19 protein-coding genes are annotated in these 19,741 nt (G+C 64.3%); 4 read left to right on the forward strand and 15 right to left on the reverse strand.

The genetic code is table 11. The features are described from left to right. Positions 1-6: 6 nt before the first annotated feature. Entirely contained in the window at positions 7-975 is a 969-nt protein-coding gene (gene ispH, locus SO180_RS13780) for a 4-hydroxy-3-methylbut-2-enyl diphosphate reductase (RefSeq protein WP_449379367.1), read from the reverse strand. A gap of 245 nt (positions 976-1,220) precedes the next feature. Here ispH and SO180_RS13785 point away from each other — a divergent pair, with 245 nt between their 5' ends. Further along, positions 1,221-1,913, forward strand: coding sequence for a DUF1013 domain-containing protein (locus SO180_RS13785; RefSeq protein WP_449379368.1), 693 nt, complete (start codon positions 1,221-1,223; stop codon positions 1,911-1,913). 292 nt (positions 1,914-2,205) lie between these two features. Then, positions 2,206-2,388: a hypothetical protein gene (locus SO180_RS13790; protein WP_449379369.1), complete on the forward strand. Its 183-nt coding sequence runs from the start codon at positions 2,206-2,208 to the stop codon at positions 2,386-2,388. Positions 2,389-2,439: 51 nt separating this feature from the next. Here SO180_RS13790 and SO180_RS13795 read toward each other — a convergent pair whose 3' ends face one another. From SO180_RS13795 to SO180_RS13815, 5 genes are all read right to left on the reverse strand, one after another. Then, entirely contained in the window at positions 2,440-2,646 is a 207-nt protein-coding gene (locus tag SO180_RS13795; RefSeq protein WP_449379370.1) for a DUF6494 family protein, read from the reverse strand. A 25-nt stretch (positions 2,647-2,671) separates the two neighbouring features. Then, complete coding sequence (locus tag SO180_RS13800; protein WP_449379371.1) at positions 2,672-2,941, reverse strand: hypothetical protein; 270 nt, start codon at positions 2,939-2,941, stop codon at positions 2,672-2,674. A gap of 226 nt (positions 2,942-3,167) precedes the next feature. Continuing rightward, positions 3,168-5,090, reverse strand: coding sequence for a propionyl-CoA synthetase (locus tag SO180_RS13805; RefSeq protein ID WP_449379372.1), 1,923 nt, complete (start codon positions 5,088-5,090; stop codon positions 3,168-3,170). 249 nt (positions 5,091-5,339) lie between these two features. After that, on the reverse strand, positions 5,340-6,731 hold the full coding sequence (locus tag SO180_RS13810) for a tetratricopeptide repeat protein (RefSeq protein WP_449379373.1): 1,392 nt from the start codon (positions 6,729-6,731) through the stop codon (positions 5,340-5,342). A gap of 262 nt (positions 6,732-6,993) precedes the next feature. Continuing rightward, positions 6,994-7,722, reverse strand: a complete 729-nt coding sequence (locus tag SO180_RS13815) for a hypothetical protein (RefSeq protein WP_449379442.1) — start codon at positions 7,720-7,722, stop codon at positions 6,994-6,996. Between the two features lie 146 nt (positions 7,723-7,868). Between SO180_RS13815 and SO180_RS13820 the strand changes: the two genes are divergently transcribed. After that, positions 7,869-9,413 carry a cation:proton antiporter gene (locus tag SO180_RS13820; protein WP_449379374.1) on the forward strand — a complete coding sequence of 515 codons (1,545 nt, stop codon included), beginning with the start codon at positions 7,869-7,871 and terminating at the stop codon, positions 9,411-9,413. Between the two features lie 192 nt (positions 9,414-9,605). Here SO180_RS13820 and SO180_RS13825 read toward each other — a convergent pair whose 3' ends face one another. The 5 genes from SO180_RS13825 to SO180_RS13845 all read right to left on the reverse strand — a co-directional run bounded on the left by SO180_RS13825 (position 9,606) and on the right by SO180_RS13845 (position 14,800). Further along, positions 9,606-10,412: an SDR family NAD(P)-dependent oxidoreductase gene (locus tag SO180_RS13825; RefSeq protein ID WP_449379375.1), complete on the reverse strand. Its 807-nt coding sequence runs from the start codon at positions 10,410-10,412 to the stop codon at positions 9,606-9,608. Positions 10,413-10,467: 55 nt separating this feature from the next. Further along, positions 10,468-10,881: a DUF1850 domain-containing protein gene (locus tag SO180_RS13830; protein WP_449379376.1), complete on the reverse strand. Its 414-nt coding sequence runs from the start codon at positions 10,879-10,881 to the stop codon at positions 10,468-10,470. Further along, positions 10,842-12,950, reverse strand: a complete 2,109-nt coding sequence (locus SO180_RS13835) for a TRAP transporter permease (protein ID WP_449379377.1) — start codon at positions 12,948-12,950, stop codon at positions 10,842-10,844. Before SO180_RS13835 ends, SO180_RS13830 begins: the two co-directional genes overlap by 40 nt. A gap of 203 nt (positions 12,951-13,153) precedes the next feature. Beyond that, a complete protein-coding gene (locus SO180_RS13840) occupies positions 13,154-14,101 on the reverse strand; it encodes a TAXI family TRAP transporter solute-binding subunit (RefSeq protein ID WP_449379378.1) in 948 nt (315 codons plus the stop codon). A 222-nt stretch (positions 14,102-14,323) separates the two neighbouring features. Next, positions 14,324-14,800, reverse strand: a complete 477-nt coding sequence (locus SO180_RS13845) for a hypothetical protein (RefSeq protein WP_449379379.1) — start codon at positions 14,798-14,800, stop codon at positions 14,324-14,326. A 228-nt stretch (positions 14,801-15,028) separates the two neighbouring features. Between SO180_RS13845 and SO180_RS13850 the strand changes: the two genes are divergently transcribed. Beyond that, complete coding sequence (locus SO180_RS13850; protein WP_449379380.1) at positions 15,029-15,334, forward strand: hypothetical protein; 306 nt, start codon at positions 15,029-15,031, stop codon at positions 15,332-15,334. 265 nt (positions 15,335-15,599) lie between these two features. Here SO180_RS13850 and SO180_RS13855 read toward each other — a convergent pair whose 3' ends face one another. From SO180_RS13855 to SO180_RS13870, 4 genes are read right to left on the reverse strand one after another with little or no spacing between them, the layout of a single operon-like run. Further along, entirely contained in the window at positions 15,600-16,124 is a 525-nt protein-coding gene (locus SO180_RS13855; RefSeq protein WP_449379381.1) for an NADH-quinone oxidoreductase subunit B family protein, read from the reverse strand. A 3-nt stretch (positions 16,125-16,127) separates the two neighbouring features. Beyond that, positions 16,128-17,636, reverse strand: coding sequence for a hydrogenase large subunit (locus SO180_RS13860; protein WP_449379382.1), 1,509 nt, complete (start codon positions 17,634-17,636; stop codon positions 16,128-16,130). 3 nt (positions 17,637-17,639) lie between these two features. Next, the gene (locus SO180_RS13865; protein ID WP_449379383.1) at positions 17,640-19,079 is read right to left on the reverse strand and encodes a hydrogenase 4 subunit F; all 1,440 of its coding nucleotides are present in this window, start codon (positions 19,077-19,079) and stop codon (positions 17,640-17,642) included. Then, on the reverse strand, positions 19,076-19,738 hold the full coding sequence (locus SO180_RS13870; protein ID WP_027521310.1) for a hydrogenase-4 component E: 663 nt from the start codon (positions 19,736-19,738) through the stop codon (positions 19,076-19,078). The genes SO180_RS13865 and SO180_RS13870 overlap by 4 nt, the downstream gene beginning before the upstream one ends. Between the last annotated feature and the right edge of the window lie 3 nt (positions 19,739-19,741).

Consider the following 19,741-nt stretch of genomic DNA (forward strand, 5'->3'; position numbering starts at 1 on the left):
ACAAGATTACTCGGCAGCGGCTTCGGGGCGCAGCGAGCGCGGCAGCGGGAAGAACTCGTTCTCTTCGGCGGCCGACACCGTCTCCACATGCAGCGTGTAGCGCTCGGCGAAGGCATCCATGATCTCCTCGACGATCACCTCCGGCGCCGAGGCGCCCGCGGTGATGCCGAGGCTCTTGATGTTGCCGAAACGATCCCAGTCGATGTCGGCGGCGCGCTGCGCCAGCACGGCGATGTTGCAGCCCTCGCGCTCAGCGACCTCGCGCAGGCGCTGCGAGTTCGACGAGTTCGGCGCGCCGACCACGATCAATGCATCGACCACGGGGGCCACCTTCTTCACCGCGAGTTGGCGGTTGGTGGTGGCGTAGCAGATGTCTTCCTTGTGCGGCCCATTGATGTTCGGGAAGCGCTCCTTCAGGAGCGCCACGATCTCCGCAGTGTCGTCGATCGACAGCGTGGTCTGGGTCACGAAGGCGAGGTTGTTCGGATCCTTCGGGGCGATGGTCTTGGCGTCCTCGGCGGTCTCGATCAGGGTCACGGCGCCGGCCGGGAGCTGGCCGAGGGTGCCGACCACCTCGGGATGATGGGAATGGCCGATCAGGAAGATCTCGCGGCCACGCTTGAAGTGGATCGCGGCCTCGCGGTGCACCTTGGTCACCAGCGGGCAGGTCGCATCCAGCGAGAAGAGGTTGCGGGATTGCGCGTCGGCCGGAACTGACTTCGGCACGCCATGGGCCGAAAACACCACGGGCGCAGTGGTATTTTCCGGGATTTCAGCCAGCTCCTCGACGAAAATCGCGCCCTTCTTCTTCAACCCGTCCACGACATATTTGTTGTGCACAATCTCATGGCGAACATAGACCGGGGCACCATACATGGTGAGCGCCCGCTCCACGGTGTCGATGGCCCGCACCACCCCCGCGCAGAAGCCGCGGGGAGAACAAAGCACGATCTTGAGGTCTGGTTTGGCTGACATGAAGCGATCTCGGGACCGAATCACCCTCGGCCGATGGGCCGGGAACGGTCGATGGATGAAATAGGGCTTGGCACGGACTGCTAGGGACTTGGGCCCCCTTTCGGGCGCTGTCAAGGCACTATCTATAGCAGAACCATTGCGTGAATGGCCCCTCACGGCTTATATAGGCGTTAATTCCCGTCATCGCTGATGACCCCCCGGTTTCGCCTCCAAAGAGGTGGGCGAAGCACAAAGGAGATTTGCCCATGAGCAACGCACCTCTGATGCCCAAGGCGACCGCCGTCTGGCTGCTCGACAACACGGCGCTGACCTTCGATCAGGTCGCCGATTTCACCAAGATGCACCCCCTGGAGGTGCGCGCGATCGCCGACGGCGACGCCGCCCAGGGCATCAAGGGCATGGATCCCCTCTCCAACGGCCAGTTGACCCGCGAGGAGATTGAGAAGGGCGAGAAGAACCCCGACTACCGGCTCCGCCTCCAGGAGAGCAAGGTGGTGCTGCCGCCCCAGCCCAAGCGCAAGGGGCCGCGCTACACCCCAGTGTCGCGCCGCCACGAGCGCCCGAGCGCCATCCTCTGGCTGCTGCGCAGCCATCCCGAGCTCAAGGACGCCCAGATCATGCGACTGGTCGGCACCACCAAAAGCACCATCGCCAGCGTCCGGGATCGCACCCACTGGAACACCTCCCAGCTGACGCCGATCGACCCGGTCACGCTCGGCCTCTGCTCGCAGATTGAGCTCGATTTCGAGGTGGCGCGTGCAGCCAAGGAAAAGCCGGTCGACGCGGCCTATGGCGGCGCCACCCTGCTGCCGGCCTCCGAAACCACGAAGAAGGACGAATACGAGCCGGCGGAGAAGAGCAGCGACGACCTCAACGTCGACGCCGTGTTCGCCAAGCTGAAGACGCTCGGCGGCAAGAAGCAGGAGGAAGAGGAGTAGTTTCGCTCCTCGGCCGATCGTCGAAAATCATTTCAACGCGGCGGCCAACCCGCCGCGTTTTTGTTTGAGAGCACGATCCAGCCGATTTTCCGTTGTCATGCCCCGCGAAAGCGAAAGCGGCATCCAGTAAGCTGCGGCCTCTCGGTCCAACCATCGCTGTCGCTGGAATACTGGATCGCCCGGGCAAGGCCGGGCAGTGACAATACAGCGAGCAGCTTCGACGATATCATCGCCCGTCCCCCCTCCGGAACGATGCGGTCGATGTCGCATTGATCCGCGCGGAGGATGTGCGATGCAACTCGACGAAGAACGCTTTGCTGTGATGCTCGGGCGCGCGGTTCTGGCGGTCTGGGGCGATATGCCCCGCTACGTTCAGGAGGCCCTCTTCGACGCTGCCCTGAAGGATCATCCTGCGGACCGTGATCCACTGGCTAAGCTGCTCCATGAGCGGCATCCCCGGACGGCCCACGACTAGATGCATCTCCGTCATCACGGGAGCCGTCAATATAGGGCTCGCACGGGCAGATCAGCCCAGCTCGATCGCGTCGTCGACCTCGTGGACGAGCCCGACGCCGTCGATGGTCAGCACCATCTTCGCCTTCAGCTTCTCGTGACCCGTGATCCTGCCTGCCGCGATCGCATCGCGCACGGCCTTCTCGATCTCGCGCTGTGAAGTGACGCCGACTTGCTTGAGGAATTTGCGCAAGGACGTGTTGAACTGGTCCTCGTTCATGACGGCCTCCGTTGACCGGAACGACTTACGGCCGTTCCGGATGGTTGAGCATGTACTCACCAAGATCGCGTTGGCGGCGATCGGCACGGGCCGTCGCGGCACTGCGCTGGACATCGCGGTCCTTGCGGCAGGCAACGTATTCGGGCGAGCCCTGCGCATAGCCGCGGCCCTGGCAGACGGCATCGTCATCGTCGTTGCCCATCGCCACCGGCGCCTGGTTGCGCGCGGCACAGGCGGACAGGGCCAGCGCAAGCAGAACAGCAGTGAGAAGGCGCGACGCGGTCGTGATGGGCATAACGGGTCCTCGATTGCCGGCACTCTGTAGCGCGGAATGAGGAGATTGTAAGTCCTGCAACGTGCGCTCGTCATGCCCCGCCCCGCGAAGGCGAGGGCATCCAGTATTCCAGAGACCCCGAGAGATCCGGAGAGGGCGCGGCGTACTGGATTCCCCGCTTTCGCGGGGAATGACAGCGGAGGTCGAAGCGATGGCGTCCTGTTACGCTCGTAGAGTGCGCTTCGCCTCACACCCTCCCCTTCAAGGCATCCCCGATTTCATCCAGCACCTTGGGATCCTCGATGGTGGCCGGCATGGTCCAGGATTCGCCGTCGGCAATCTTCTTGATGGTGCCGCGCAGGATTTTTCCGGAGCGCGTCTTGGGTAGGCGGCCGACGGTGATGGCGAGCTTGAAGGCCGCCACGGGGCCGAGCTTGTCGCGCACCAGCGCGATGATCTCCTTTTCGATTTCGGCTGGCGCGCGCTTGACGCCCGCCTTCAGCACCAGGAAGCCGCAGGGGACCTCGCCCTTGATTGCGTCCTTGATGCCGAGCACAGCGCATTCGGCAACATCAGGATGCGAGGCGAGAATCTCCTCCATGCCGCCGGTGGAAAGCCTATGGCCAGCGACATTGATGATGTCGTCGGTACGGCCCATGACCCAGACATAGCCGTCCTCGTCCTTGTAGCCGGCATCGGAGGTTTTGTAGTAACCGGGGAATTCGGTCAGGTAGGCTTCCTTGAAACGCGCGTCCTGATTCCACAGCGTCGGCAGGCAGCCAGGCGGCATCGGGAGCTTGATGACGATCGAGCCCATGGTGTTGGCGCCAACGGGCTTGGCAGCCTCGTCCACCACGTCGACCTGATAGCCCGGCATCGGCACGGTCGGCGAGCCGTGCTTCACCGGCAGCTGACCTAAGCCCACCGGGTTGCCGGCGATACACCAGCCGGTCTCGGTCTGCCACCAGTGGTCGATGACAGGCACCTTCAACTGCTCTTCCGCCCATTCCACCGTCGGCGGGTCGGCGCGCTCGCCGGCGAGGAACAGCGTGCGGAAATTCGACAGGTCGTATTGCCGGATGAATTTTCCGTCCGGATCCTCTTTGCGGATCGCGCGGAAGGCGGTCGGCGCGGTGAACAGCGCCACCGCGTTGTGCTCTGAAATCACGCGCCAGAACGCGCCCGCGTCGGGCGTGCCGACCGGCTTGCCTTCATACATGACCGTGGTCGCGCCATGGATCAGCGGACCGTAGACGATGTAGCTGTGGCCGACCACCCAGCCGATGTCGGAGCCGCACCACCAGACCTCGCCCGGCTTGACACCGTAGAGGTTGAACATCGACCATTTCACCGCGACCAGATGCCCGCCATTGTCGCGCACCACGCCCTTGGGAATGCCGGTCGTGCCCGACGTATAGAGGATATAGAGCGGATCGGTGGCCGCGACCGGCACGCAGGGCGCGCGCTTGCCGTCGTTCAGCGCCTTGCGGCGCAGGCTCGCCCAGTCATAATCGCGACCCGGTGTCAGCTCGCAAACAAGCTGTGGACGTTGCAGGATGATGCAGGCTTTCGGCTTCGCCGTCGCGAGCTTGATCGCTTCATCGAGCAGCGGCTTGTACTGCACGATGCGCCCCGGCTCGATGCCGCAGCTTGCGGAGAGGATCAGCTTCGGCTGTGCATCGTCGATGCGGGTCGCGAGCTCCTTGGCGGCAAAGCCGCCGAACACCACCGAATGCACCGCGCCGATGCGCGCGCAGGCGAGCATGGCGACCACGGCCTCCGGCACCATCGGCATGTAGAGGAGAACGCGATCGCCCTTCCCGACCCCGAAATCCTGCATGATGGCGCCGAGCGCCTGCACCTCTTTCAGGAGTTCGGCATAGGTCAATTTCGTGACGCTGCCCGTGAGCGGGGAATCGTGGATCAGGGCGAGCTGGTCGGCGCGGCCGCGTTCGACGTGGCGGTCGAGCGCGTTGTAACAGGTGTTGACGACGGCGCCTGCGAACCAGCGGCCGTAGGTGCCCTGGGCGGGATCAAAAACTTTCTTCGCAGGTTCGATCCAGTCGATCTCCTGCGCGGCCTCGGCCCAGAACCTCTCGGGGTCGGCCAGCGAGCGCGCATGGACCTCGTGATATCGGCCTTTTCCTTCGAGGCTTCCCTGGACGTTCATACCCGGCTCCCGTTTTCTCTTTTTCGCTGGCTTTGACCTGACGGCGAAAACGCTGTTCCGCCATGATCAGCGTCAATTGCCCACGCTGTTTGGCGGGTATTTTCCCGGGAACGGGCGGCGGTTCAAGCTGAAAAGGATGGGTCTTTCGGCGAACATAGCTGGACTCGCGGAGGCTCCCCCTCACCCGGATCGCATCTGCGAGGCGATCCGGTCTCTCCCCGCAGGCGGGGCGAGGCGAAGAGAACAACCTCAGCTATCCGTCAGCCGCTGCAAACGCTCCTGCATGGCCTTCTTGAGATCGTAACCGGGCCGGCCGAAATTCGTGTTGCGGGCACTCAGGAAATCGCGCTGGGTGCGGCGGAGGTCGGCGGCGGTGCGGCCGCTCGACGATTTCAGCACGCGCGCATAGGTATCGGCGATCTGGCGGTCGAGCACGCCCAACTGCGGATCGGCGCAGATCGCCCTCTCGACCTCGCGCTTTGCGGCGGAGCAATCGAACGACGGACCGCTGTCGTCGTCGGACCGCGCATGCAGCGGGCGCGACGGCTGGGCGCCGAACTTGGCGATCTCGGCAATCATGGTGCGGCGGCCATCGGCCGCATTCTCGTTGCCGGGATCGAGCCGCAGCGCCGACTCATAATCGGCCAGCGCTTTCTTGCGCTCGCCCATCTTGCCGTAGAGCACGGCTCGGTTGTTATAGGTGAGCGCGAAGTTCGGATCGAGCTTGAGCGCGGCATCATAGTCGCTGAGCGCAGCACCGAGCTCGCCCTTGAACTGGTAGGAATCGCCGCGGTTTGTGAAGAAGTTCGGTCGGTGCTCCAGCTTGAGCGCCTGGTCGTAGTCGGCGATCGCCTTGTCGTACTCGGCCTTCGCCGCGTAGGACAGGCCGCGATTATCGTAGAATTCCGCTTCCGTGGGATCGGGCCGGATCGCCTCGCCGTCGTCGGCAATGGCCTTATCAAGCTGGCCGAGCTTTTTGTAGGCGGCGCCACGGTTGGTGTAGCTGCGCGCGTGGTTCGGATCGAGCCGCAGCGCTTCGCTGAGATCCCGGATGGCCTTCTCATGGTCGCCGCGGAGATAATAAGTCGCGCCGCGATCGGACCAGGCCTGCGCATAGCCCGGTTGCAACTTGATCGCCTGGTCATAGTCCGCAAGCGCCCGGTCGAGGCGGCGCTGGTTGGTGTAGACGATGCCGCGCAGCTCGTACGCTTCGGCATCCTGCGGATCGAGCTCGATGGCCTTGCTGAGGTCGGCCGCGGCGCGGCCAAGATCGCCGCCGGCCTCGCGCAGGAGATCGCCGCGTAGGCGAAAGGCGCGCGCGTTCCTGCCATCGAGCGCGATGGCGCGGTCGAGATCCTTCAAGGCGCCCGCCGAGCCGCCGGAGGTTTTTGCATCGACATCGGCGCGCACCACCAGCGCCGCGGCGCGGTCGACGGCCGCATTTGCGGTCTGGTCGATGATCGTCGTGCAGGCCGCGATGAGCTGCGGAATGGGCTCCTTGCTGCCGAGCACGCAATCGACGGATATGCCGCCCGCCACGGCCGGACTGCCGGTAAGCGCGAGGCCCAGCACAAGGCCTGCGCCGAGCAGCGCGGATCTGGCAAGAAACGAGAATTGCCCAGGTTGATGCGGACCGCACATGGCGTGGCTCCGTGACGACGGCTTTCCCCGTTGTCGCCACCAAGCGGCGGCAGGTTCAAGCTGCCGCCGCGAACTCACTGCACCTCTCCCGCTTCCGGAGAGACACAGGCCGCCTTCGAATAGACGCTGAGGCGAAGCCCCGGCTACGGCGAAGCGCCGGGTGGAGGCTCTCTCCTCTCAGGGAGCTTCTCTGTTGAGACACCCTCGCCCCAAGCCTCTCCCGCACGCGCGCGAGAGAGCGCGCGTCCCGCGCCGATGCAGTTCAGTACCCATCCGCGCCGTTCAGCCGCTGCAAGCGATCTTTCATCGTCTTCTTCAAATCATACCCCGCCCGGCCGAATTCAGCGTTGCGGCGGGCGATGAAATCGTCCTGCTCGCGCTGGAGAGTTTTGGCTTCGCTCGGCCCCCGGGCTTCGCGCATGACGCGTGCGTTGGCGGCAAATATCTCGCGGTCGAGATCGGCAAGCTCCGGACTTCCGCAGATCGCCTTCTCCACGGCGCGGCGAGCGCGCGCGCAGTTGAAGCTGGGCTTGCCGGCGACCGCCATCTGCGCGCCCAGGCGCTCGAGCTCCTGCGCCATCGCCTTGTGGTTGGCCCTGGCCTTCTCATGATTGGGATTGATCCGCAGGGCCGCGCCAAAATCCTGCACCGCTCTGGGCCGGTCGCCCTTCTTCAGCCAGAGCTCACCGCGCGCGTTGAAGATGTCGGCGAGCGAGGGATCGAGCAGAAGCGCGCGGCTGTAGTCTGCGATGGCGCGATCGATCTGGTCGTGCCGCGCCAGCAGCGCGCCGCGCACGACCAGCGCCTTGACCAGATCGGGCTTGGCGGTCTTCTCGTTGTCGATCACATCAGCGCAGACGGATGTCGCCTTCTCGACATCATCCGCCGCGGTTGCAGCGAGGCACGGCGCGATGTCGGCTTGCCCGGCTGCAGCCGGCTCGCCGCCGGTCGCTCCCCAGCCTAGATGGGCCGGCAGCACGCACAGGATCATGGCGGTGCAGAGGTTCAGAATCAGAATGGATCGGCGCATCATCGTTGCAGTAGGAAGTTCTCGTGTCGTGGAGGCGATCTCCACTATATAGCCGGATTGGTGCTAGCCTCTCGCATCGTGCCGCCGACCGCTTTTAAGGATATCTCGTGTCGACCTTCGAATGGATCATCGCACTTCTGCTCGGCGCCGTTGCCTTATCGGCGCTGGCGCGGCGGATCAAGGTCCCCTACCCGACCTTTCTCGCCATCGGTGGCGCGCTGCTCGCCTTCGTGCCCGCGAGCCCATCCTGGACGCTCCAACCCGATCTCGCTTTGGCGCTTTTTGTCGCACCGGTACTGCTGGATGCCGCCTATGACACTTCGCTTCGCGATCTCCGCAACAATTGGGTTCCGGTGGCGACGCTCGTGGTCGCCGCGGTCGGCTTGACGACGGCCGGTGTCGCGCTGGTGGCGCATCGGCTGGTCCCCGATATGCCCTGGGCCGCTGCGGTCGCGCTCGGTGCGATCGTCGCGCCGCCCGATGCGGCCGCTGCGGTCGCCATCCTGCGCCAGGTCCGACTGCCCTATCGCATGGTCAAGGTCCTCGAGGGCGAAAGCCTGCTGAATGATGCGAGCGCGCTATTGATCTATCGCATCGCGGTCGGCGCGGTGGTGATGGAGCATCTGAAATGGAGCGAGATCGCACCGACGATCGCGCTCGCGCTCGGCGGCAGCATCGTCGCCGGCTATCTCGCGGCGCGCATCATGCCGCTGTTCATCACGCGGATCACCGAAGCGCCGAGTGCGATCATCGTGCAGTTCGCGACGACCTTCATGATCTGGATCGGCGCCGAGCACCTCGGCCTCTCCGGTATCCTGACCATCGTCGTCTACGCCATGACTGTCGCGCGCATGGCGCCGGCGCGCATGCCGGCGCGGCTGCGGGTGCCATCCTACGCGGTGTGGGAGACCACCGTGTTCGTGCTCAACGTGCTCGCCTTCATCCTGATCGGATTGCAGGTGCAGCCGATTTGGTCGCGTCTCGCAGAGGACGTGCGCTGGGAGTATTGCGTGGCGGCGGCGTGGATCCTGCTCACGGTGATCCTGGTGCGGCTCGCCTGGGTGATGACCTACCGCACGATCCTGCGCATACTCGTCGCATACGGCATCTATTGCCCGAAGGACCCGAATGCGGTGACCTCGCCCAAGGGCGGCATCATCGTGTCCTGGTGCGGCATGCGGGGCCTGGTAACGCTCGCCACCGCCTTTGCGCTGCCGGAAGGCTTCCCCTATCGCGACTTCATCCTGTTCATCGCCTTCGCCGTCGTGCTGGGATCGCTGGTGATTCAAGGCCTGACCCTGCGGCCACTGATCCTGGCGTTCGACCTCAAGGACGATGATCCCGTCTCGGGCGAGGTCGCCCGCGGACGCGCGATCGCCTATCAGGCGGCGCTCGCCGAGATCGACGCCGATCCGTCGGAAGAGGCGGAGATCCTGCGGCTGGAATATCGCGCGCTGCTGATGCAGGCCGAGAACGATCCCAATGGCGGCGTCGCCAGCGGCGAATTGCCCGCCGATCCCCTGCGCCGCCGCGCCATCGACGCGGCCCGCAAGACCATCTTCGACCTGCGGGCCACCGAGGTGATTGGCGACGACGCGTTTCACCGGCTCGAGGAGGAGCTGGATCGGGCGGAGCTGAGCGCGGGAGGATGATATGCGCGACACAAATTCAGTCGTCGTCCCGGACAAGCGCGAGCGCAGATCGGGGACCCAAACCGCGGAATCTATCGATTGTGATTGATAGAAGTACCGAACGACGAGTCTTCGCCAAACTTCTCCCTGTGGTTACGGGTCCCGGGCTCGCGCTAGGCGCCCCGAGACGACAGCGAAGGGCGTGGCTGGCGCCTACGCCCCCGACTTGCAGGTAATGCCGCCGTCGACGACGAGCTCGATGCCCGTCACGTATTTCGACTCGTCGGAGGCCAAAAACAGCGCGGCATTCGCGACGTCCCAAGCGTCGCCCATGTGGCCCATCGGCACCTGGGCGTCGCGGGCACGCCACATCGCCTCCACATCGCCCTTGGCGTAGCTGGCGGCGAACCCGGCGGAATGCTCGACCATCGGTGTCTTCATCAGGCCGGGCAGGATCGCGTTGACACGGACGTGGTGGCGCGCGAACTCGACGGCGGTGGTCCGCGTCATCATGTTCATCGCGGCCTTCGAGGTGCCGTAGCTGACGTAGGACAGGCCCATGTGGCGGATCGAGGCGATCGAGGAGATATTGATGATCGAGCCACCGCCCTGCTTTGTCATCACGGGGATCACCTGCTTCATGGCGAGATAAGCGCTCTTGAGGTTGACGGTGAAGACCCGGTCCCAGCTCTCCTCGGTCACCTCGACCACGCTGCCCATCTCGGCGATGCCGACATTGTTGTCGAGCACGTCGATGCGGCCATAAGCCTTCAGGCACGCCGCAACCATCAGCTCGATATCGCTCGCGCGCGCAACATCGGCGGTGAAGGCGGCCGCCTTGCCGCCCTCGCTCGTAATGATCTTCGCAGTCTCCTCGGCGGCAGTGCCGTTGCGGTCGACGCAAAATACCGAGGCACCCTCGCGCGCAAAGGTCACGGCGGTCGCCTTGCCGTTGCCCCAGCCCGGTCCGATCGAGCCGGCGCCGACCACCATCGCAACCTTGCCCTTGAGCCGATCCATCGCGTTTCTCCTTGTTGTTGTGATTGAAGCCCGGATGGAGCGCCGTGAATCCGGGCTACGGATCGTTACAGACCTTCATCATGGTGACATTAGCACCAATCGGATGACCGAAAATCTCCGACAACGTCCGGCATTGTCCCTCGCTGCACAACCGCCATTCTCCGGCCACGCCGGAATTGCCGAGCACGACCTCTTGCATCGGCGAACGCTTCGGCTGCCACTGAAACCAGCCGTCAATGAGCCTTGCCTCGGGCGGCGGCTCCATGCCGGCGCCGGAGCCTTTGACGCGCGCCTGCACGAGCTCGAGGCCGGCGGGCGTGATGCGCCAGTCTTCCTGCCAGTCGACCTTCTCGATCGAATGCGTCCACACGAGCGTGAAGCCCGTGAGCGCCAGCGCCTTCACGCTTCCCGCGGATAGCAGGCAGAGGCTCACACCGCCTCGACCGTTGCCGGTGGGCGCTGCCGCCACTGCCAGAGCACGAGGGCTGCCGTCAGCACGAAGCCGATGGTATCGCTGAGCGCGAAGTCGCCAAGCAAGCAGAGCGCGGCGCCGAGCGCGAGCGCACGCTCGATCAGCGTCAGGCGCGTGAACAAGAAACCGATCGCCACCATCCCGAACAGCGCGATCGCCACCAGCGCCTTGAAGGTCGCGAGCGCCACCGCGCCGTAGAAGCCGAGCTTTGCGGCCATGGGATCGCCCGCCTGCAGCATCAAGGCCGGCGAATAGACGAAGATGAAGGGGATGACGTAGCCGGCGAGCGCGATGCGCATCGCCTCCCAGCCGATCTTGTCAGGGTTTTCCTTCGCGATCGGCGCCGCCGCGAGCGCGGCGAGCGCCACCGGCGGCGAGAGATCAGCCATGATGCCGTAGTAGAACGCGAACATGTGGCTCGCGATCAGGGGCACCCCTAGCTTTGCCAGCGCAGGAGCGGCGAGCGCGGCGGTGATGATGTAGGTCGGGATCGTGGGAATGCCGGTACCGAGCAGGATCGACAGCAGCATGGTCATGATCAGCGCCAGAAACAGGCTCCTCTCCCCTAACCCGATCACCCAGCCGCCAAAGATGGTGCCGACGCCGGTCTGCGACATCATGCCGATGATGACACCGACGATGGCGCAGGCCATGCCGACGGTGATGGCGGATTTCGCGCTTTCGGCCAGCGCATCGCGGCAGGCGTGCAAGGCGGCAAGCCCGCCGCGGACGAAGGCGGTGATCACGATCAGCGCGAGGACGACACATGAAACCGGCACGATCTGGAGGCCGTCGCGCGACAGCGCGGCGACGACGAGTGCAAGCCCGATCCAGAAGATGTAGCGGATCACTATAGCAGATGCCCCCGCCGTGATGCTGGCCCCCAGGATCAGCGTCACCGTCAGTGCGAGGCCCATGCTGCCGGCATAGAGCGGCGTAAAGCCTTCGAACAGCATGTAGACGAGGGCTGCGAGCGGCAGCACGAGGTACCAGCGCGTCACCAGCGCCTTCCAGGCGCTCGGGATCTCCGCGCGCTTCATGCCGGTGAGCCCGTGCTTGCCGGCTTCCAGATGCACCATCCAGAACGCGGAAGCAAAATAGAGCACCGCCGGGATCGCCGCCGCTTTGACGATTTCGGAGTATTGAACGCCCAGCGTCTCCGCCATGATGAAGGCGACCGCGCCCATCACCGGTGGCATGATCTGCCCGCCCATCGATGCGGTAGCTTCAACGCCTGCAGCAAAGGCGCGGCGATAACCAAACTTGATCATCAGGGGAATCGTGAACTGGCCGACGGTCACGACATTGGCGACGCCCGAGCCGGAGATCGTGCCCATCATCCCCGAGGCGAACACCGCGACCTTGGCGGGGCCGCCGCGGGTGCGGCCGAACAGGCCGAGCGAGACGTCGGTGAAGAGCTGGATCATGCCGGCGCGCTCGAGGAACGAACCGAACAGGATGAACAGGAAGATGTAGGTCGCCGAAACGTAGATCGGCACGCCGTAGAAGCCTTCCGTGCCGAAGGACAGATGCGTGACGATCTGGTCGAAGTCATAACCGCGATGGTTGAGCGGCGACGGCAGATACTGGCCGAAGAACCAGTAGACGAGACACGCGCCGCACATCAGCGGCAGCGCCGCGCCCATCAGGCGCCGCGTGCCCTCAAAGACGAGGATCGCGAGCAGCGTGCCGACGGCGAGATCGACCCGCGTCGGATCGCCGTCGCGGGCGATCAGATCGGCATAGAAGATCCATTGATAGAGGCCGCACAAAAACCCGGCGCCGCCGATCAGCCAGCCGATGGCGCGCCCCATATCGCTCTTCGCGGTGAAGTTGCCGATCAGGCCGAAGGTGAGCAGCAGGAGGAAGCCGACATGAACGCCGCGCACCACCTGGCTCGGCAAATAGTTGAAGGCGGCGACGTAGAGCTGGAACGCTGCAAACGCGATGCCGATCCAGTAGGCGAGATGCCCCCACCAGCCAGGACCAAATCCTTCCGGAAAGCCATGCTCGAAATTGTCGAATTCAACCTTGATGGGCGCTTGTACGCTCTCAGCCTGCAACATGCCCGTTTCCCCGCGCCCTGATGGGGGCGTTCTTACAGCATTCGCGCTGCGTCCCAAATGCGTCGTACGCGGGCTCGACCCGCACATCCAAGCTTTCGCCTCTCGTGCCGTCATTCCGGGGCGATGCGCAGCATCGAGCCCGGAATCTCGAGATTCCGGGCCTGGCGCTTGGGCGCCATCCCGGAATGACAACGGAGAGAGTGTTACTTGATCAGCCCCTTTTCCTTGTAATAGCGGATCGCGCCGGGGTGCAGCGGAACCGGGCTCCCGGTGGCGGCCGTCTCGAGCTTGATCTCCCTGCCCGCGACATGCGCATTGGCAAGCTCCGGCAGCGACTCGTAGATCAGCTTGGTCATCTGATAGGCGAGATCATCCGAGACCGCCGAGCTGGTGACAAGATAATTCACCACCGCCGCCGTGGGCACGTCCTTGTCCTGCCCGGTATAGGTGTTCGCGGGGATGACGGCCGAGATAAAGGGCGGTCCGATCTTGTCGACGGTCTCCTTCGGCACGGCAACCACGGTGATCGGGCTCGAGGTCGAGAGATCCTTCAGCGAGGCGACGCCGAGGCCCGCCGATTGCAGCGTCGCGTTGAGCTGGCGGTTCTTCATGAGGTCGACGGACTCGGCGAAGGGGAGATACTCCACCTTGCCGAGATCCTTGTAACTCATGCCGGCCGCAGCCAGGATTGCGCGCGAGTTGAGCTCGGTGCCGGATTTTGGCGCGCCGACCGAGAGGCTCTTGCCCTTGAGGTCGGCGAGGGTCTTGATGCCGCTCTCGGCTGTCGCGACGATCTGGATGTAGTTCGGATAGATCGCGCCGATGGTACGGAGCTTGTCGAGCTTGGTCTTGAAGCCCGCCTCCTCCTCGCCGTCCCAGGCCGCCTTCAGGGAGTCGCCGAGCGTGAACGCCAGTTCACCGCGGCCCTGCTGCAAAAGGATGAGATTCTCGACCGACGCCTTGGTGGCCTGCACCTGTGTCTTCACGTTCGGAATCTTGTCGCCGTAGATTTTTCCGATCGCGACCCCGAGCGGGTAATAGACGCCGGAGGTGCCGCCGGTCAGCACGTTGATGAACGATTGCGCCTGCGCACACGACACCGACGCCGCCAGAGCAAGAGCCGAGGCCGCGCCGATCAACTTCAATTTCATGATTTCAATCTCCCCAAACCGGCGGCGAAATTGGCCGGATGAGGGGAGCGGGTCAACCCATCCAAAAGGCAAAACAGGGCTGCGCGAGACAGCCATTTCGACGGAAATTTAACGGAGGCCAGGAGGGTGCGGCGACATGGCGCAGTGAGCGCCTGGGGGGACACGCTCGAACGCAGCGCTCGAGCGTGCCCCATCCTCACTGGCAAGCCTTTCTAGCGAGCCTTACTGGAACGTCATATCCAAGCACTTGGAGATGTCGGAGCCGAGGCCGGAGGAGATGGTGATGCAGCCGCGGACCTTTTGCGCGGTGACGTCGGCCGCCCATATCGAATAGCCGCCAGGCCCGAAGAACGAGTTGGTATTCGGCGGCTCGGTCTCGGTCGCATCGAAATCGTAGCGGCCGTCGGTCTCGAAGATGCGCGGCTTCTTGGTGCAGCCGCCGTCGGTCTGCACGTTGATGACTTCCTTGTTGTCGCGGGTCAGCGCCAGCGAGACCTGACAACGGAAATATTCCGAGGTCTTGGTGTTGAAGAGATAGGTGTAGGACTTGCAGGTCGCGGTGTTCAGCTTTCCCGGGGCAAGGCCGCGGCTACAGGAAATCCGCTGGTTGTGGCTGAGCTGGTAGTCATCGGCATGGGCGACGGGCGCCAGCGTCACCAGCAACGCGGCGGACAGGCAAATTTTTATGACATGGTTCATTCGAATCATCCCTACCCAATCTCTTTGTCGAATTGCGTTCTAGACGGAAAGCGGAACATAGTCGCGAGGGGACGAAGGGAAAATCACAAACTGCTAGTCAGGATGTGATTGGGCACGACGACCCGTTGGACGGGACGTGGTGCGTTGCGATCGAGGCGCGTCTTGACCGGCAAAGACCGTTCGTGATTTGTTCGGAACGGCAGCCAAGTGGTTATGGGGAGGATGAGGATGACTGGATTTCCAAGGAAGGCCTTGATGGCCGCGGCGATGCTTGGGGCGCTCGCCGCGCCAGCCGTCGCGCAGACCGCCGCGACGCCGTGGGAGCTAAAGCCCGACATGGGCTATGCCTATGACAAGGAAGGCAAGACCTTCTCCTACAAGATGGGCACCAGCAATGCCGGCGACCTCCTGAAGGGCGCCAAGAAAGTGCCGCGGGGCACGCTGTTCTTCATCGGCCAGAACGGCCAGCTCTACATGCGCACCGGTCCGTACCTCGAGGGCGACGGGCGATTCAAGTTCGGCCCGGATCAATAGGAGCGGCGAGGCGACGCCATATATTCGGTGTCATCACCCACGAAAGCGAAAGCGGGGCATCCAGTACGCCGCGGCTTCTGTGTACCCTCACCGGCCCTGGGATACTGCATCGCCCGCCTTCCGCGGGCGATGACTGAGAGAAATGAGGGGGCGCAGCTCCAACAATCTCGTCATTGCGAGCGCAGCGAAACAATCCAGAGTCTCTCCGCGGCGACATTGCTGGATGGCTTCGCTACGCTCGTAATGACGGAATGTGCGGGGCAGCTCACCTCTTGCCGCCGACATGTTCCAGCAGCGCGAGTAAGCCCTTCAGCAATTCCGTTGGCGAGGGCGGGCAGCCCTTGACGTGCAAGTCCACCGGCACGACGTCGGAGACGCCGCCGACGCAGGCGTAGCTGCCTTTGAAAATGCCACCATCAGCGGCGCAGCCGCCCGCCGCGACCACCCACTTCGGATCGGGCGTGGCGTTGTAGGTGCGCTCCAGCGCCTGCCTCATGTTCTTCGTCACCGGACCCGTGACCAGCAGCACGTCGGCATGGCGCGGTGAGGCGACGAAGCGCAGGCCGAAGCGTTCGATGTCATAGAAGGCGTTGGAGAGCGCGTGGATCTCGAGCTCACAGCCATTGCAGGAGCCGGCATCGACCTGGCGGATCGCGAGCGAGCGACCGAGCTTGGCCTGCGCCGCGCGATCGACCTTCGCCGCAAGTTCCGCAAGCGCGGCCTCGTCGGGCGCAGGCGCGGGCTCGGTCAGCGATCCATGCGTGAGGCTTTCGAGCAGAGTCTTGCGCATGGCTTAGAGATCCACGCCCGAATAGGAACAGTTGAACGACTTGTTGCAGAGCGGGAAGTCGGCGATGATGTTGCCCTCGATCGCGGTCTCCAGCAGCGGCCATTGGAACCAGGAGGCATCGCGCAGGTGGCAACGCTGCACGCGCAGCTCGGTATCCAGCCTCAACCAAACCAGCACGTCGCCGCGAAACGCTTCCGTCACAGCCAGGCCTTCGCATTCACCGTGCCCGGCCGGCAGCGCGCTCCTGATCTCGCCCGGCGCCAGCAGGTCCAGGATCTGCGCAATCAGTGCGACGCTCTGCTCGACCTCGCGGATGCGGATCCAGACCCGCGCATTGACGTCGCCCGCCTCGAGCACCGGCACTTCGAACGACAACCGATCGTAGGGGGCGTAAGCAAGCATGCGCCGCGCATCGAAATCACGCCCCGAGGCGCGGCCGACATAGCCGCCGGCGCCGAACTGCCGCGCATACTCCGTTTTCACCATGCCCGTGGTGACGGTGCGGTCCTGAAGCGACGCCGTATTGTCATAGAGCTCGATCAGACGCGGAAACACCTTGGTGACTTCGGCAAGCAGCGTGCGCAGTGCCGCAACGCCGTCCGGCGCGATATCACGCGTCACGCCGCCGGGCACGATGATGTCCATCATCAGGCGATGGCCGAACGCGACATTCGCGGCACGCAGGCAGCGCTCACGCAAAATGCCGGTCTGGGCATGCATCAGCGCAAAGGAGGCGTCGTTGCAGATCGCGCCGATATCGCCGAAATGATTGGCGAGCCGCTCCAGCTCCGCCATCAGCGCCCGCAAATGCGTCGCGCGCGACGGCGCTTCGATGTCGAGCGCCGTCTCCGCGGCGCGCGCAAAGGCGAAGGCGTAGGCGACCGCGCTGTCCCCCGACGTGCGATTGGCGAGTTTTGCCGCGGCCTCGAGGCTTGCGCCCTGCATCAGGGATTCGACGCCCTTGTGGGTGTAGCCGAGCCATTGCTCGAGCCGCACCACGTGCTCGCCGTTGGCGGTGAAGCGGAAATGGCCCGGTTCGATGATGCCGGCATGAACGGGGCCGACCGCAACCTGATGCAGCGCCTCGCCTTCGGCCGGCAGAAACTGATACGGGACCGCCTCGCGCGGCGCGTTGCGGCTTCCAAGTGGGAACGATTCTCCCCAGACGTGGTGATCGAGCCATGGCCGCATATCGTCCGCGCCGATTGGCGTCAGTCCGAACAAGTCGTGGATGGCACGCTCCAGCCGCAGCGCGGGCGGATGATGGCGAGCGACGCTCGGGAATGCGCCGGCTGCACATCCGTAACTGACGACCGCGAGCTCGGCGACGGCTTCATCGAGCAGCGCCATGTGGACAGCGGTCGGCTCCCCCCAGAAGCCGAGCAGCGTCAGGCGGCCTGCGGCCAGTTGGTCGATTGCGGCCCGCCAGCCGGCTTCCACCACGACGACACGCGGCCAGGGCCGATGCGATGGCACTGCGTGAACATGGGGGATGCTGTCGAGGATGCCCATCGCCTATCCCAGCAGCTTTGCGACGTTCGTAAAGCCGGTCACCAGGACCGGCGGCAGATAGATGCCGGCCATAGCGACCAGCGCCAGATGCGTGAACATCGGCACATAGGAGGCGTCCGCCGGAGCAGTCTTGCCCCTGGGCTCGCCGAACATCACGACGCCGACCCGCAGCAACAGCCCGCCGAGCGCGATGATGATGCCGAGCACCAGGATCGCGGTCACCCATGGCGCGCGAGAAAAGGTCGAACTGATGACCAGGAACTCGCTCATGAAGATGCCGAGCGGCGGCAGGCCGACGATGGCGATGACGCCGAGCATCAGGCCCCAGCCGAGCACGGGGTTGGTCACCGTAAGGCCGCCGATGTCGGCGATCTTCTGCGTACCCTTAACCTGCGCGATATGGCCAACCGCGAAGAAGATCGCGGATTTGGTCAGCGAGTGCATGGTCATGTGCAGAAGGCCGGCGAAATTCGCGAGCGGCCCGCCCATACCAAAGGCAAAGACGATGATGCCCATGTGCTCGATCGAGGAATAGGCAAACATGCGCTTGATGTCACGGCGGCGATACAGCATCAGCGCCGCGAAGATCACCGAGATCAGGCCCATCGTCACCATCAGCGGTCCCGGTGCAATCGCCGCGGAATTGACCGCGAGCATCATCTTGAAGCGCAGGAGCGCGTAGAGCGCGACGTTGAGCAGGAGGCCCGAGAGGACCGCGGAGATCGGCGTCGGGCCTTCGGCATGCGCGTCGGGCAGCCAGGCATGCAGCGGCGCGAGGCCAACCTTGGTCCCGTAGCCGAGCAGCAGGAAGACGAAGGCGACATTCAGCAGCGCCGGGTCGAATGCGGCGGCGTGCTGCACCAGCACAGTCCACACCATGCCGTCGAGCCCCTCCCCCACCGCCGGGCGCGCCGCCATGTAGACCAGGATTGTACCGAACAGCGCCAGCGCAATTCCGACGCTGCCGAGGATGAAATATTTCCAGGCGGCTTCCAGCGCCTCATGGGTGCGGTAGATGCCGACCATCAGCACGGTCGTCAACGTTGCGACCTCGACTGCAACCCATATCAGGCCGATATTGTTGGCGACGAGTGCGAGGTTCATCGCGAACATCAGCGTCTGGTACATCGCGTGGTAGAAGCGCAGGAAGGCTGGTGTCAACCGTCCGGTCTCGATCTCGTGGTGTATGTAACTCGCGCTGAACACGGATGTCGTGAAGCCGACGAAGGTCGTCAGCACGATGAAGACCTTGTTGAGGTCGTCGAGCAGCAGATATTGGCCTGACGTCGGTTCGATCACGAATAGCGACAGCGAGGTTAGGAAAGTCGCAAGCGCTGCAACGACGTTGAGCTTTGCCGTCAAGAAGTAGCCGGGCAGGATCGCGAGCAGCGCCGCCGAGACGGCCGGGATCAGCAGGATGACACCAAGCGCGTCGACCGTCATCGCCGCTCTCCCCTGAACCGGTCGAGTGCCTGCACATCGACGCTGTCAAAGCGCTCGCGGATACGGAACAGGAAGATGCCGATCACGATGAAGGCGATCAGCACCGAGAAGGCGACGCTGATCTCGACGACGAGTGGCATGCCCTTGGCGCCGGTCGCCGCCAGCACGAGGCCGTTCTCCAGCGACATGAAACCGACCACCTGGCTCACGGCATTGCGCCGCGTCACCATGATCAGGAGCCCGAGCAGCACCACCGACAAGGCGAAGGCGAGATCCTCCCGCGCCAGCGCATCCGCGCCCGGCGTGACCCGCAGCATCACCACCATCGATAGCGCCACGAGGCCGATGCCGGCCATCATGGTGAGCCCGATCCCGATCACGTTCTCGATCTCGCGGTGAATGCCGAGCCGCCGGATGATCCGGTGCAGCGCCACCGGAATGATGATGGCCTTGAAGACGAGAGCGATCAGCGCGGTGACATAGAGATGCGGCGCGGCCTGCACGTAGGCCTGCCAGGCCACCGACAGCGCCAGCACGCCGGCGTGCAGCGCATAGACGTTGAGCAGCGCGTAGAGCCGGTCCTGGTAAAGCAGCATGAAGCTCGCCAGCACAAGCGAGCCGGCGAGCAGGTGGGCGATGTCGAATTGCAGGCTGCTCATGTC

The sequence above is a fragment of the Bradyrhizobium sp. UFLA05-112 genome (genome assembly GCF_053572325.1).